Source organism: Polymorphobacter multimanifer, assembly GCF_014205635.1.
In the GTDB taxonomy this organism is placed as follows: Bacteria; Pseudomonadota; Alphaproteobacteria; order Sphingomonadales; family Sphingomonadaceae; genus Sandarakinorhabdus; species Sandarakinorhabdus multimanifer.
In genome coordinates, this window is sequence record NZ_JACIIV010000008.1 from 48,616 (window position 1) to 62,756 (window position 14,141).

A 14,141-nucleotide genomic window follows, 5' to 3' on the forward strand; every position below is an offset into this window, starting at 1 on the left:
CGCCGTCTCGAGCAATAGCTTCGCTATCGCGCGGCGGCTTGGCCTTTACGGCTGCACAACGCCATCAACCACGTGAATCACGCCGTTCGACTGGTTCACATCGGCAATCGTCACATGCGCCATACCACCCTTGGCGTCGCTCAGCATCACGCGGTCACCCATCATCGAGGCGGTCAGCTTGCCGCCCTGCACGGTGGTAAGTTCGGCCTTGCCGCCACCATCCTTGATCGCCTTGACGACATCGGCGGCCGAAACTTTGCCGGCGACGACATGATAGGTGAGGATCGAGGTGAGCGTCGCCTTGTTCTCGGGCTTGACCAGCGTCTCCACCGTGCCGGCGGGCAGCTTTGCGAAGGCGGCATCGGTCGGGGCGAACACGGTGAACGGACCGGGGCCCTTGAGGGTGTCGACCAAGCCGGCAGCCTTGACCGCGGCGACCAGCGTGGTGTGATCGTTCGAGTTGAAGGCGTTGTCGATGATGTCCTTGGTCGGCGACATGGCAGCACCACCGACCATCACGGTCTGGGCGAGCACGGGGACGGCGAGGCCAAGGGCCAGGGCGGCAATGCCGGCGCGAGCAAAGCTCTTCGAGATCATGATGTAAACTCCTGAACTATAGACATACAGCCACACCCGATCGGGCAGGTGCTGCCTTTTACGTACAGAAGTCGTTCTGCGATGTTACAGCAGCGCCGCATGGCGCTTTTGCCGCAGGCGACTGGCCATGTCCGCCAATATGCCAGCTTCCACTCCGATACTCGCGACAACTGCGGCGGTTTCGGAAGCAGTTCGGCTATCGGCTCTGGGCAGCCAGACTGGAATCACGCGCTGCCCAGAGCCGACGCCGATTCCACCAAGCACACATCCGATTGCGTGATCAGACGGCGCTCAGCTTACCCGTGGCAACCACCGGCCCGGTCGGAAGGCCGGTGGGGCTGCCACCGATCGGTTCAATGGAGATGGCGAGCACTGACCCCGGTTGCAACCCCGATACGACCTGCGACGAAATGGCATGCGCATTCGGTGTGGCAATTTCGATGATCCCGAGCGAGCGCGGCGGCTTGTCGCCTTCGATCACCCAGAGCTCCACGTCCCGGTCCGGATCGTCGCGTTCTGCGACCGGCGTCAACACCACGGTGCCCCGCAGCGGATCCCAGGTGGCAGCGAGAAGCGGTGCGCCATCGGCCCCCGCCAGCGAGGTCGACAGCTGTGCAGGGGCCGCTGCAGCCAGCTGGTCATCGGACGGTGCGGTCACCACCGGGGGAGCAGTGGGGTTCACCGCCACGAGCGCCACTGCAGCGAGCGCCGGTCCAGCGATGCCGAGACCGCGCCAGAAGGCCAGATTGTGCCAGAGGCCCTTCGTTTCCGATTGCGTCGTCGGCCCCGGCGACGACAGGCGTTGCGGCTCGATCTCGTCCAGCACGCCGGCCCAGACACTGCCGGGCGGCAGCACCGTCTCCGTCTCGGCGTCGAGCGGCGCCAGCAGCGCCTGCCAGCCCTCGACCCGGGCACGGAATGCCGGATCGCTGCGCAGCCGCGCCTCGGCAGACTTGCGCGCCGGCCGATCGAGTGCGCCCAATGCGAAATCCATCGCCAGCATGTCGTCAGGCTGCATGTCGGTGGGGTCGCTCATGCGTGCTCCCCATGGCCTTCGGCCGCGCCCATGGCGGCGCGCATGCGCATGATGCCGCGCCGCACCCAACTCTTCAGCGTGCCCACCGGCACGCCTTCGCGCGCCGCCAGCTCCTCATAGGTCAGCCCTTCGAAATAGCAGCTGCGGATGGCGGCCGCCTGGCGCGGGTCGAGCATCGCCAGGGCGGCATGCACGCTGGCCGCACCCCGGGCCGTGTCTATCTGCACATCGGCAAGCGGGGCGCAATCTTCCACAAGCCCGGCGTCCTCGAGCGGCGAGGTGGGGCGGGAGCCCTTGGCGCGCAGCCGGTCGATCGCGCGATTGCGTGCGATCGTCGCTGTCCAGGTGATCGGGCTGGCACGGCTGGAGTCGAACTCCGCCGCCTTTCGCCAAATCGTCACATAAACATCCTGCAGCACGTCTTCAGCCTCTCCGCGTTCGGGCAGTATACGCAGGATGACGCCAAACAGCTTCGCGGAGGTACGGTCGTAAAAGTCGCGGAAGGCCGCAGTGTCCCCTTCCGACGCCTTGGCCAACAGCCTGGCAAGCTCGGCAGCGCTGCTCAAAGCCGCCTCAGCTGCATCTGGATCGGCCCTTCGGCCCGGCCGTGAACAAATTGATCAACAAAGGGATTTTCCGCGCTGTCGATAGCATTTCGTTCACCCTGCCAGATGATCCGGCCCTGGTAAAGCATCGCTACCCGGTCGGCGATCCGGCGCACGCTCGCCATGTCGTGCGTGATGGTTAACGCGGTGATTCCCAGCTCCGACACCAGCTGGCGGATGAGCGCATTGATGACATCGGCCATGATCGGGTCGAGCCCGGTGGTCGGCTCGTCGAAGAAAATGATCTCCGGCCGCGGGGCAATGGCGCGTGCCAGCGCCACGCGCTTCTGCATGCCGCCCGAAAGCTCGGAGGGCTTGAGGTCGGCCACTTCCGGCCCCAGTCCCACCCGCGCCAGATTGTCGAGCGCAGCCGCCCGTCGCTCGCGCGCCGGGCCGGAAAGTGCAAAGCTCACATTGCGCCACACAGGCAGCGAATCGAACAGCGCACCGCCCTGGAACAGCATGCCGAAGCGCGCCTGGTGCGCCGCCAGCGCCCGGCCCTTGAGGCCGCTTACCTCCTGCCCATCGATGCGGATCGACCCGGCGTCGGGGCGCAGCAGCCCCAGGATGCACTTCATCGTCACCGATTTGCCGGTGCCCGAGCCGCCGATGATCACCATCGATTCGCCCGGCATCACCGTCAGATCCACGCCCGCCAGCACCACCTTGCCGGAAAAGGCCTTCGTCACACCCGCCAGTTCGATCTTGGGAACACTCATCGGCCGAACACGATCACGGTGATGATGAGGTTGGAGAGCAGGATCAGGATGAAGGCCGACACCACGGCGTTGGTGGTGGCACGCCCCACACCCGCCGCTCCGCCCGAGCTGTTGTAGCCATGGAAACAGCCCATGAGTGCTATGAAGAAGCCGAAGACCGCTGCCTTGACCATCGACGAGATGACGTCATCAGCCTTCAGGAATTGGGCGGTGGTGTTGAGATAGGCCGCCGAATTGAAGCCGAGCCGGGTGGTGGCGAGCAGCCAGCCGCCCATCACGCCGAGCACGTTCGACACCAGCACGAGGAGCGGCATCACCAGAATCGCCGCCAGCACGCGCGGCACGACCAGATAGCGCATCGGATCTGTGCGCAACGTCGTGAGCGCGTCGATCTGCTCGGTGACGCGCATCGTGCCCAGTTCGGCCGCCATGGCGCTCGCCACCCGCCCTGCCACCATCAGCCCGCCGAGCACCGGCCCCAGCTCGCGCACGATGCCGATGACGGTGACGGCAGGCACGGTGCTCGACGCGTTGAAGCGGCTGCCGCCGATATAGATCTGCTGCGCCAGCGCCGAGCCGGTGAACAGCGCCGTCAGCCCCACCACCGGCAACGAGAACCAGCCGATGACGAGGATCTGCTCGAGAAGCTGTGCCGGATACCAGGGCGGGCGCACCGCGCGGCCGAGCACGGTGACGGCAAAACGCGTCAGCCTGCCGATGCTCGCCAGCAGGCCGAGCACGACGGAACCCAGGGCAATCAGGGCATGGACAAAGGTTTCAAGCGCGCCGGTCATGTATAGACACGGGCATAGCGACGCCCGAGGCCTGTCAGCAACTCATATTCGGCGCGGTTGCACTGTGCCGCTGCTGCGCCCACGTCGAAATCCACGGAAAGCCAGTCCCCTTCCGCCAGTGGCGGGGCATCGGTGACGTCGAACGCGGTCAGGTCCATCGACACCCGGCCGATGAGCGGGCAGGCCACGCCGGCGACCCGCGCGCTCCCGAACGTCGCCATCGCGCGCGGATAGCCATCGGCATAGCCGAGTGCCGTGATTGCCACCCGCGTCGGCCGGGCCGCGATGAAGCTGGCGCCATAACCGACGCTGGCCCCTGCCGGCACATCGCGCAGCTGCAGGATCGGCGCTTCGATCGCCACAACCGGCAGCAGCCGGTCACGCATGGCGGAAGGGCCGCCGCCATACAGGCCGATGCCGGGGCGGGTGAGATCGAAATGCCAGTCCGGCCCCAGTGCAATGCCGGCGGAATTCGCCAGCGCGCGCCGCCGGGCGGGGTTTGGCACGGCGTGGAAGGCGGCGAGCTGTGCCCGGTTCATGGCATGCGCTGGCGTTTCCGCACAGGCGAGATGGCTGTGCAGCGTGTCGATGGTCATGCCTTGCAGCAGCGCGGTGTCCGCCAGTCCGAGCCGGTTAATGCCGGTGTCGATCATCACGTCTGCCGGCCGTCCGGTTTGCCGCCACAGGGCGACTTGTGCGGGTGTGTTGAGCACCGGCCGCACATCGGGCCCGAGGGCCTGTGCCGTTGCCATTTCTGCGGGTGTGATGCCGTGCAGCACCGCGAGCCGGGCGCCCGCGGGCATCGCCCCGAGCGCTGCCGCCTCCGCCCAGCTTGCCACGAAGAAATCGCGTGCGCCTGCCTTGGCCAGCGTATCGAGCATCGGCCGTGCGCCGAGCCCATAGCCATCGGCCTTGATCGCGGCCCCGGTGGTGGCGCGGCCACTGGCGGCCGCGAGCAGCCTCCAGTTGGCGGCCACCGCTTCGAGACTGATCAGCAATCGTGCCGCAAACGCCATGCTTCGCTGTTAGCCTCGCGCGGACCCCAACACAAATTCATGGGCGCGAAAGCCCAAAGGCGCTAGACGCTGCGACATGTTGAACAGGGACTGTGCCATGAAATCGATCACCAAAACCGCCATTGCCGCGCTTGCGTCCACTTTCGTGCTGGGTGGTATCGGTATTGCGGTGGCAGTCGCCCAGCCACAGCCGCGCCCGGACACCGAGTTCTGCGCCAAGATTCGCGCGCAGAATCCCGGCGGGATCTGCACGCCCAAGGGCGAGTATGTGACTGCGGACAAGGTGTACCTGCCCGATGGCCGCGTCATCAACCGCACCACCGGCAGCTGAGGCTATTCGTTGGGGCGGATCGCCAGCAGCTCGATATCGAATTCGAGTACGGCCCCGGGCGGGATCACGCCGCCGGCACCGCGGGCGCCATAGGCAAGGCCGGGCGGCACGACGAAGTGATATTTGGAGCCGGTCGGCATGAGCTGCACGCCTTCGGTCCAGCCGGGGATCACCTGGTCGAGCGGGAAGGCCGCAGGCTGGCCGCGCTGATAGCTTGAATCGAACACCGTGCCATCGACGAGCTTGCCCTCGTAATGGACGAGGACAACGTCGGATGCGGCGGGCTTGGGGCCCTTGCCTTCGGTGATGACCTGATATTGCAGGCCCGTGCTGGTGGTGATCACGCCCGGCTTGTCCTTGTTTGCGTCCAGATACTGCATGTCTGCGGTGCGCACCGCGGCGACCTGTGTCTGTGTGCCGGCCCAGGTAGCCAGGCCGGCAATGAACAGCACGACGACTCCGCCGATGATCCAGCGACCGGCGCCGGGTGACGCTGCACCCGGCCTGGCATTCGATTCGGGAGTGGCCATCGGCACGATATCCTTGTCAGCGCGGGGTCAGCCGGTGCTTGGGGCCAGCCGAAGCAGCCGGCGCTTACTTCACGCCGTCGCGTTCCATGCGCTTGCGCTCGAGCTTGCGAGCCCGGCGCACAGCGGCAGCCTTTTCGCGTGCACGCTTTTCAGACGGCTTTTCATAGTGACGGCGCAGCTTCATCTCGCGGTAAACGCCTTCGCGCTGCAGCTTCTTCTTGAGGGCGCGCAGCGCCTGATCGACATTGTTGTCGCGAACCATGATTTGCATGCAGCCGTACTCTCCATTCACGTCGGGGGGGCTGGCACAGCACCCACGCTTGTCAAAGACTCGATGATTCCGGAAAGCGGGCCTGCCGGAGCGAACGGGGCGCATAGCAGACGGCCAGCGCCGAAACAAGAGAGCCGGCCGTTCGTGAACTGCACTGGCGTAGCCGCGGCGTCCTGCGCGCTGGCGGCGGCGGGGCTTCGGGGGTATGGATGTGCCATGACCGACGCAGCCCATGCCCCCGAAGTCTCTGGCTCATCGATTGCCGACAATGACGTGCCCCTCGATGCGCTGCGGCCGCGGCTGATCGAGGCGATGCTGCCGCATGTGCCGTTTGAGGGATGGTCGGCGGCGGCGCGTGATGGCGGCGCCGATGATGCGGGAATCGACCGCGATATTGCCGCCCTTGCCCTGCCCGATGCCGTGGCGATGACCGACGCCTATACCGCGCGCGCCGATGCGACGATGACGCAAGCGATGGTGGCGGCGGGCGTGGAGACGATGAAGATCCGGGCGCGAATCCGCCTGGCGCTGGTAACACGGCTCGAACAGGCGGCGCACGACAAGGAAGCGGTTCGGCGCGCGCTTGCGGTGATGGCGATGCCGCAGAATGCCGGCCTCGGGCTGCGCACGCTGTGGCGTACCGCCGATGCCATGTGGCGTGCCGCCGGGGACACAGCGACCGACTTCAACCATTATTCCAAACGCGTGATCCTGGGATCGGTCTATTCCGCCACCCTGCTTTATTGGCTCGATGACGACAGCGAGGGCATGGTGGACACGCTGGCCTTCATCGATCGCCGGATCGATGACGTGATGAAGATCGAGAAGAGCAAGGCACAATTCCGGAGCGCGTTCGAATGGGTGCCCAATCCAGCACGCTTCCTCGGCCGACTGCGTTATCCGGTTTCCTCGCTCTGAACGCTGGCGCTCGCCACCTGCACATGATAACGCCTCGCAACAATCTGTGAGGTTTCCGTCGCCGCCATGGCCATTCCGCTGATTATCGACGCGCTGCCGCCGCACACACGCGCGCTGATCTCCGCGATCGATCGCGCCGGGATAGACCCCGATACGGCGCGCCGGCTGCACGAGCTGGGGTTCGACGAGGGGGTGGATGTGGAAGTGCTGCACCGCGCGCCCTTTGGTGGTGACCCGCTGGCGGTACGGGTCGGCAATATGGTGGTGGCGCTGCGGCGCGCCATGGCAGCGCTCATCGAAGTCGAACTCGCATGAACGTCGTGCTCGCAAGCCCGGTGGTGGCGCTGGTCGGCAATCCCAATGCCGGCAAGACCAGTCTTTTCAATGCGCTCACCGGATCGCGGCAGAAGGTGGGCAATTATCCGGGGGTGACCGTCGAGCGCAAGGCCGGGCGGCTGCCACTCGCCGATGGCCGCAGCGCCGAATTGATCGACCTGCCGGGCACTTACAGCCTGGAACCGCGCAGCCCCGATGAAGCGGTGACGCGCGATGCCGTGCTCGGCCGGTTGGTGGGCGAACGGCCGATCGACGCGATCATTGCGGTGGTGGATGCCACCAATCTGCGCAACCACCTGCGATTCGCGCTTGAGCTGAAAGCACTCGGCAAGCCGATGGTGGTGGCGCTCAACATGATCGACCTTGCAGACCGCGATGGCATCGAGATCGATGTGGCGGCGCTCGAGGAACTTTTGGGGCTGCCGGTGGTGCCGACGGTGGCTGTCCGCCGCCGTGGGCTGGAGGCGCTCGCTGCCGCGGTGTCCAGCCGGCTGGCCACGCCCGCGACCGAGGCCCTGGTTCCGGATGGCGACATCGCGCCGTTGCAGCGCGAAGCCCGGCGCATTGCCACGGCTGCCGTGCGCAGCGTCGGCGCCCCGAAGCGTTGGTCCGAGCGGATCGACGGCGTGGCGCTGCACCCGGTGGCGGGGCCGTTGCTGCTCGCCGGGTTGCTGTTCTTCATCTTCCAGGCGGTCTTTGCCTGGGCCGAGGCGCCGATGGGCTGGATAGAAGCGTTGATCGGCGCCGGGCAGGATCTGGTCAACGCCACCCTCGATGATGGTCCGCTCCGCTCGATGCTCGTCAACGGCGTGCTTGCCGGTGTTGGCGCGGTCATCATCTTCCTGCCGCAGATCCTTATCCTGTTCTTCTTCATCCTGCTGCTCGAGCAATCGGGCTATATGGTCCGGGCCGCCTTCATTATGGACCGGCTGATGGCCGGTGTAGGCCTCAATGGCCGTGCCTTCATTCCCCTGCTCTCCAGCTTCGCCTGCGCCATCCCGGGCATCATGGCGGCGCGGACGATTGATTCGCCCAAGGACCGGCTGACCACCATCCTCATCGCACCGTTGATGACCTGCTCGGCGCGGCTGCCGGTCTATGCCGTGATCATCGCCGCCTTCATTCCCGCCACTCAGGTCGGCGGGCTGTTCAACCTGCAGGGGCTGGTGCTGACGGGGCTCTACCTGTTCGGCGTGATCGGCGCGCTGGTGGCGGCGGCTGCCCTGCGCCGCACCGTGACGCGAGGGCCGAGCCCGAGCTTCCTCATGGAGATGCCGAAGTATCAGTGGCCGGCACCGCGCGACGTCGGGATCGGCCTGTACCAGCGCGCGACGGCGTTTCTGGTACGCGCTGGCACCATCATCCTCGTGTCCACCATCGTGCTCTGGGGCCTGGCCAGCTATCCCAAGCCGCCGGCAAATTGGGAGGGGACCGCGCTCGACTACAGCCTCGCCGGGCGAATCGGCGATGCGATAGAGCCGATCTTCGCGCCGATCGGCTTCAATCGCGAGATCGCCATTGCGCTGGTGCCGGGCATGGCAGCACGTGAGGTGGCGGTGAGCGCGCTTGCCACCGTTTATGCGCTCGAGGGCGTCGATGAGGAAAATACCGATTCGCTGGTGGAGACGCTGCGCGGCCGCTGGGAGCTGCCCACCGCACTCGCCTTTCTCGCCTGGTTCGTTTTCGCACCGCAGTGCATCTCTACACTGGCGGTGACGAAGCGCGAGACAGGGGGCTGGCGCTGGCCGATCTTCATGTTCAGCTATCTGTTTGCTGCCGCCTGGCTTGCGGCAGGCTTCACCTACTGGACGGCTCGCGCACTGCTCTGACAGACACTATCGGCGCAATGCGCCGGCGCTTCAGTGCAGGCCGAAGAAATGCGCGATCTCGCTGGTGGAATCGCCAAGGCCACGCACGAAATGCTGCCCCGGCGTGCCATCCGGGCCGATCGGCTGGGCGTGGCCGAGGCCGGGGATGAGGTGCGACTCCACCGTGCCACCAGCGAGCGCCCAGGCTATGGCCAGATGCTCGGCGTTGCGCGGATGCACCCTGTCGTCGGCGAGCCCATGCCACAGGCTGAGCGGCGGCGGGGACTGCGGGACATGGCGGGCCAGTTGCGCCGCTGCAGGCACCCCGCCCGCCATGGCATTGAGGCCCGAAGCGACATCGAGCGCCGCCCCTGCCGGCACGCCGGCCAAGGGTGCTGCCGCGGCAAAGCGCCCCGGATGCGCTTCGAGGAGCGCCAGCAGCATCGCCGCACCCGCCGAAAGGCCGGTGATATAGCAGCGACTCGGGTCGAGGCCGTGCGCGGCGGACACGGTGTCGACCATCCTCAAGATGGCGGCACCCTCGCCGTGGCGGACGGCATTGGGGTCGAACCAGCTGAAGCACAGGCTCTGGTTGTTGCGCTTCGTTTGCTCGGGGAGCAGCAGCGCGAAATCGTGGCGGGCGGCAAGTGCCTGCCAGCCCGATGCGCGGGCATAAAGGGCTGCGGTCTGGGTGCATCCATGCAGCGCCACAACCAGCGGCGCGCTGGGGCGCGTGGAGGCCTGGAACCAGCCGTTCAGCCCCGCCCAGTCCCCGTCGAGTCGGAGCAGACCCGTCAGCTGATGCCCATTTCCTGTGCGGCGGCGCGGATGCGGCCCTGTGCGGAAGCATCGCCAGTGAAGGCCGCAAGTGCTGCGTCGCGCGCAGCCCGCGCCTCCACGCCTTCGCGCAGCACGGTGCGGGCCCGCATCAACCGCAGCCAGCCGGCTTCGTCCTTCGGATTGGCCTCGAGGCGCTCGGCAAGGCCATCGACCATGCCGCGGATCATCGCCTGCTGCTGCCCCGGCGGCAGCGCCTGCACCGCAGCGGCCTGATCGGCGCTCGGGCCGGGCAGAACGCCGGCGGGTGCGCCCACCGCTGCCGCTGCCACTGCGGGCGGTGCCGGCGAGGCGACGCTGGCGCCGCCGGTGGCAGGCGGGCGGAGCGCTGCGAGCCTTGCCGATACATCGACTCCGGCCTCCTTGGCGGTGCCATCGATGATGCTGCGCAGCTGGGGCACCCAGGGAGCATCGGGCGCGCTGTCTCCAAGCAGGCGGATCCAGTCTTCCAACGCGCCGGTCAGATTGCCGCCCTGGGCTTTCTGGATGCCGAGGAAGTAGCGCGCGCGGGCATCCTGCGTGTCGAGCGCGGCCGCCTTGGCGAAGGCTGCCGTGGCTGCCGGTGTCACCTGTCCATCGGCCGCCTGGACCATCGCTTCGCCATAGGCGGACTGGTAGCCCTCGCCATTGGGGTTGAGCTCGACGGCCTTGCCATAGGCACGCACCGCATCGTCGAAACGGCGAAGATTATAGTAGCTCCAGCCGAGCATCCGCCAGCCTTCTGCATCGCCCGGGCTTGCCGCCAGCTTCGTTTCCAGGCCGGTGACGAGCCGGGTGATCTCGGCATCGGCTTCGGCCTGCTCGGGTAGCGGCGGCGCGCCCTGAGGGCCTGCGGCGGCCGTTGCCGGGCCGGCAGGCGTGCTGCCCAATTGGGGCTGGCCCATCGTCGAATAAAGCGCTGCGGCTGCAAGAGCGACCATGGCTGCCAGTCCGACCGCAACGCCCGAAAGTGCGCGCGATGCGAACGGCCGCGCGACATCCTCGGACAGATGGCCTGCGGAAAGCATCCGGCGCTTGATCTCGGTGCGCAGCCCCTCGGCATCGCCCGGGGGGATGGTGCCGGCGGCGAGTTGCACATCGACATCGGCAAGCTGGTCCTTGAGGACGGCCAGCGTGGCAGCACGGGCATCGGCACGCGCCTCCTGCCGGCGCACCAGCGGCACGGTGATGAGTGCGGCGACGAGCGCCGCCATGGCGGTGAGGATGATCCACAGGGTCATTTGGAAGTCCGGTTCAGGATTTGGGATCGCCGAGGGCGGCAACCGCCTTGGCTTCCTCCGCCGAAAGCGGGGCATCGAGCGGGGCGACCGGCGAAGAGGAGGAGCGGGGCCGGCGCCAGGCGATCAAGCCGCCGGCACCCGCCAGCAAAAGGATGAACGGTCCGGCCCAGAGGAGCCATGTGCTGGGCTTCACCGGCGGCCGCAGCAGCACGAAATCGCCGTAGCGATCGGAGACATAGGCGATGATCTCGGGGTTGGTGCGGCCCATGCTGATCTGCTCGCGCACCACCACGCGCAGATCCTTGGCGAGCGGTGCATCCGAATCGTCGATCGACTGGTTCTGGCAGACGACGCAGCGAAGCTCCTTGCTGATTTCGCGAGCGCGGGCCTCTTGCGCCGGGTCGGGCAGCATCTCGTCGGGCAGCACGGCAAGCGCAGGCGATGCGAGCAACAGGGCCGCGATGAGAAGTGCTCTCATACGTCTGCCTTCAAGCTTCGGCTCTTAGCTGGGCGAGCAGCGGCTTCAGCGTGTCGGTCCATTGCTCGGGCGAGATGGGGCCTATCTGCTTGTAGCGAACCCGGCCGCGCTTATCGACGATGAAGGTCTCGGGGACGCCGGTGACACCGAGATCGATCGCCGTGCGCCCCGCCTCGTCGGCGGCCACCTTGACGTAAGGGTTTCCCCATTTCTCCAGCCAGCCGCGCGAATCGGCCGGCACGTCCTTCCAGGCGAGGCCATAGACCGGCACGCCTTCCTCGGCGATGCGCGTGAGCACCGGATGCTCCTGCGGGCACGCCGCGCACCAGCTGGCGAAGACGTTGAGAAGGGCGGGCTCGCCGCGGATGCTGGCCGACGCAAAGCCGGGGCCGCCGCCGGGGGCTTCGGCGATGCCTGGCAGTTCGAATTCAGGCAGCGGCCGGTCGATGAGCTGCGAAGGCAGCAGCTTGGGATCGTGCGTCAGCCCCACGCCGAACACCGCGAACAGGCCGACAAAGGCCAGGATCGGCAGGAGGAACAACAAACGCTTCATGGGCCGTTGATTACTCCGCCGGGACCGTGGCTGCAACCGGACCGGCTTTCGGCACCGGCGGCAGCTTGGTGGCAGCGCCGATACGGTACCGGCGATCGGCAAGCGAGGCGGCGCCGCCCAGCGCCATCATCAGCCCGCCGAACCAGATCCAGCCCACCAGCGGATGCCAGTAGCTGCGCACCACCAGCCCGTCGCCAGCCGGCCCCTGCTGCTGGTCGCCGATGGCGATATAGCTGTTGCCCAGGAAGCCCGCATCGATGCCGGCCTCGGTCGTCTGGTTGCGGCTGTTGGGATAGATGCGCCGCTCCGAGACGAGTGTGCGCACCCGGCCGCCACGCGTCACCTCGAACTGCGCCTGCATGGCGCGGTAATTGGCCCCCTGCACTTCCGCCAGGCTGAGGAACTTGACCGCGATCGCGCCGACCTCGACGGTCTGGCCCGGGCGCATGACGAGGATCCTTTCGGCCGAGAGCGCGCTCATGGCACTGATGCCCGCCACCAGCACGCCAAGTCCGGCATGCGCCAGCGCCATGCCAAGGACCGCCGGCGGCGTGGTGCGCACAAGCCGGACATTGAAGCCGGCAGCCCCGCGCCAGCGCTTTGCGAGCGCCATCACGCCACCGGCAATGAGCCAGAGCGCCAGTGCGAAGCCGAAGGCGGCGCCGACCTCGGACCAGCCGAGCAGGAATCCCGCGGCCACGAAGCTAGCCAGCGTGGCGAGACCGACCCATTTGAGCTTGGGGGCCAGCGTGGACAGGCTGTCCCGCTTCCAGGCGAGCATCGGACCGACGGTGACAAGGATGAGCAGAGGCACCGAAAGTGGAGCGAAGACCATGTTGTAATAGGGGGGCCCGACCGAAACCTTCTGGTCGAACGCCTCCATCACCACCGGGTAAAAGGTGCCGAAGAACACCACCGAAGTGACCGCCATCAGGAACAGGTTGTTGAGCGTGAGCCCCGCCTCGCGGCTGACGCCCGAAAACAGTGCACCTGAGCGCAGCATGGGAGCCCGCAGCGCGAAGAGCGCGAGCGCACCGCCGGTGGCGACGCCGATCATGCCGAGGATGAACACGCCCCGCTCGGGATCGACGGCAAAGGCGTGGACCGAAGTGAGGATGCCCGAGCGGACCAGGAAAGTGCCGATGAGGCTCAGGGAAAAGGCGAGGATGGCGAGCAGGATTGTCCAGCCGGCAAGCGCCTGGCGTTTCTCGGTGACGATCGCCGAGTGGAGCAATGCGGTGCCCAGAAGCCAGGGCATGAGCGAGGCGTTCTCGACAGGATCCCAGAACCACCAGCCGCCCCAGCCCAGCTCGTAATAGGCCCAGAAGGAGCCGAGGGCGATGCCCAGCGTGAGCGGCACCCAGGCTGCAAGCACCCAGGGCCGCATCCAGCGCGCCCAGGCGGCGTCGGCCCTGCCTTCGAGCAAAGCGGCGACGGCGAAGCTGAAGGTGACCGAAAAGCCGACATAGCCGAGGTAGAGCAGCGGCGGGTGGAAGACGAGGCCGGGGTCCTGCAGCAGCGGGTTGAGTTCGGAGCCATCAAGGGGTGCGGGGTCGAGCCGCGCGAAGGGGTTGGAGGTGAAGATCGAAAAGGCGAGGAAGGCAGTGGTGATCATCGCCTGGATGCTGAGCGTGCGCGCTTGCAGGCTGGCGCGCAGATTGTCTCCGAAAGCGGCAATGCCGGCGCCGAACAGCGCCAGGATGAGCACCCAGAGCAGCATCGAGCCTTCATGGTTGCCCCATGTTGCAGCGAGGCGATAGGCGAGCGGCTGATCGAGCGCCGAATGCTGCGCCACCAGCGCCACCGAGAAATCGGCGCGCGCGAAGCTCGCCATCAGAATGGCGAAGGCCAGCGCCAGAAGGGCGGCCTGCAGCTGCGCCGTGGTGCGGCCGAAATTCATCAGTGCGCTGTCTCCGCGGATGGCACCGACCATCGGCAAAACCGCCTGTGCGGCGGCCACCAGAAACGCCAGAATAAGGGCAAACTGCCCGATTTCAGCCAGCATCGTGTGCCAGACCCTTCCCATTCTGCGGCGGCTGCTTGAAACGGCGGCCGCGCTGCGTGCGTATGTGCCGCAAATCCTGTTGCCACT

At 67.0% G+C, this 14,141-nt stretch carries 17 protein-coding genes; 4 read left to right on the top strand and 13 right to left on the bottom strand.

Annotated elements, in window-relative coordinates; all coding sequences use genetic code 11:
- Positions 1-45: 45 nt before the first annotated feature.
- The 6 genes from FHS79_RS06410 to alr form a co-directional block, all read right to left on the bottom strand.
- Positions 46-597: a fasciclin domain-containing protein gene (locus tag FHS79_RS06410; RefSeq protein WP_184197119.1), complete on the bottom strand. Its 552-nt coding sequence runs from the start codon at positions 595-597 to the stop codon at positions 46-48.
- Positions 598-877: 280 nt separating this feature from the next.
- Positions 878-1,633, bottom strand: coding sequence for an anti-sigma factor (locus FHS79_RS06415; RefSeq protein WP_184197121.1), 756 nt, complete (start codon positions 1,631-1,633; stop codon positions 878-880).
- Positions 1,630-2,199: a sigma-70 family RNA polymerase sigma factor gene (locus FHS79_RS06420; RefSeq protein ID WP_243452714.1), complete on the bottom strand. Its 570-nt coding sequence runs from the start codon at positions 2,197-2,199 to the stop codon at positions 1,630-1,632. The genes FHS79_RS06415 and FHS79_RS06420 overlap by 4 nt, the downstream gene beginning before the upstream one ends.
- Positions 2,196-2,957, bottom strand: a complete 762-nt coding sequence (locus FHS79_RS06425; protein ID WP_184197124.1) for an ABC transporter ATP-binding protein — start codon at positions 2,955-2,957, stop codon at positions 2,196-2,198. Before FHS79_RS06425 ends, FHS79_RS06420 begins: the two co-directional genes overlap by 4 nt.
- On the bottom strand, positions 2,954-3,751 hold the full coding sequence (locus FHS79_RS06430; RefSeq protein ID WP_184197126.1) for an MlaE family ABC transporter permease: 798 nt from the start codon (positions 3,749-3,751) through the stop codon (positions 2,954-2,956). Before FHS79_RS06430 ends, FHS79_RS06425 begins: the two co-directional genes overlap by 4 nt.
- The gene (gene alr / locus FHS79_RS06435; RefSeq protein WP_184197129.1) at positions 3,748-4,767 is read right to left on the bottom strand and encodes an alanine racemase; all 1,020 of its coding nucleotides are present in this window, start codon (positions 4,765-4,767) and stop codon (positions 3,748-3,750) included. The genes FHS79_RS06430 and alr overlap by 4 nt, the downstream gene beginning before the upstream one ends.
- A 97-nt stretch (positions 4,768-4,864) precedes the next feature.
- Here alr and FHS79_RS06440 point away from each other — a divergent pair, with 97 nt between their 5' ends.
- Positions 4,865-5,098 carry a hypothetical protein gene (locus tag FHS79_RS06440; protein ID WP_184197132.1) on the top strand — a complete coding sequence of 78 codons (234 nt, stop codon included), beginning with the start codon at positions 4,865-4,867 and terminating at the stop codon, positions 5,096-5,098.
- 2 nt (positions 5,099-5,100) lie between these two features.
- Here FHS79_RS06440 and FHS79_RS06445 read toward each other — a convergent pair whose 3' ends face one another.
- Both FHS79_RS06445 and rpsU read right to left on the bottom strand, forming a co-directional pair.
- Positions 5,101-5,628 (bottom strand): FKBP-type peptidyl-prolyl cis-trans isomerase, encoded by a 528-nt coding sequence (locus tag FHS79_RS06445; RefSeq protein ID WP_184197135.1) that lies wholly within the window; start codon positions 5,626-5,628, stop codon positions 5,101-5,103.
- Between the two features lie 64 nt (positions 5,629-5,692).
- A complete protein-coding gene (gene rpsU / locus FHS79_RS06450) occupies positions 5,693-5,899 on the bottom strand; it encodes a 30S ribosomal protein S21 (protein ID WP_007011585.1) in 207 nt (68 codons plus the stop codon).
- 216 nt (positions 5,900-6,115) lie between these two features.
- On the opposite strand from rpsU, the gene FHS79_RS06455 reads away from it, so the two are divergent.
- The 3 genes from FHS79_RS06455 (at position 6,116) to feoB (ending at position 8,982) form a co-directional block, all read left to right on the top strand.
- Positions 6,116-6,817, top strand: coding sequence for a COQ9 family protein (locus FHS79_RS06455; RefSeq protein WP_184197138.1), 702 nt, complete (start codon positions 6,116-6,118; stop codon positions 6,815-6,817).
- A gap of 66 nt (positions 6,818-6,883) precedes the next feature.
- Entirely contained in the window at positions 6,884-7,132 is a 249-nt protein-coding gene (locus FHS79_RS06460) for a FeoA family protein (protein ID WP_184197141.1), read from the top strand.
- Positions 7,129-8,982, top strand: coding sequence for a ferrous iron transporter B (gene feoB / locus FHS79_RS06465; RefSeq protein WP_207792245.1), 1,854 nt, complete (start codon positions 7,129-7,131; stop codon positions 8,980-8,982). The genes FHS79_RS06460 and feoB overlap by 4 nt, the downstream gene beginning before the upstream one ends.
- A gap of 30 nt (positions 8,983-9,012) precedes the next feature.
- Here feoB and FHS79_RS06470 read toward each other — a convergent pair whose 3' ends face one another.
- The 5 genes from FHS79_RS06470 to FHS79_RS06490 are packed head-to-tail and all read right to left on the bottom strand — an operon-like array spanning position 9,013 to position 14,054.
- Positions 9,013-9,759, bottom strand: coding sequence for an extracellular catalytic domain type 1 short-chain-length polyhydroxyalkanoate depolymerase (locus FHS79_RS06470; protein ID WP_341534426.1), 747 nt, complete (start codon positions 9,757-9,759; stop codon positions 9,013-9,015).
- Positions 9,756-11,018 (bottom strand): c-type cytochrome biogenesis protein CcmI, encoded by a 1,263-nt coding sequence (gene ccmI / locus FHS79_RS06475; RefSeq protein ID WP_184197148.1) that lies wholly within the window; start codon positions 11,016-11,018, stop codon positions 9,756-9,758. Before ccmI ends, FHS79_RS06470 begins: the two co-directional genes overlap by 4 nt.
- 13 nt (positions 11,019-11,031) lie before the next feature.
- Positions 11,032-11,496 (bottom strand): cytochrome c-type biogenesis protein, encoded by a 465-nt coding sequence (locus tag FHS79_RS06480; protein WP_184197151.1) that lies wholly within the window; start codon positions 11,494-11,496, stop codon positions 11,032-11,034.
- A 10-nt stretch (positions 11,497-11,506) separates the two neighbouring features.
- Complete coding sequence (locus FHS79_RS06485; protein ID WP_184197154.1) at positions 11,507-12,049, bottom strand: DsbE family thiol:disulfide interchange protein; 543 nt, start codon at positions 12,047-12,049, stop codon at positions 11,507-11,509.
- A gap of 10 nt (positions 12,050-12,059) precedes the next feature.
- Entirely contained in the window at positions 12,060-14,054 is a 1,995-nt protein-coding gene (locus tag FHS79_RS06490) for a heme lyase CcmF/NrfE family subunit (protein ID WP_184197157.1), read from the bottom strand.
- Positions 14,055-14,141 lie beyond the last annotated feature (87 nt).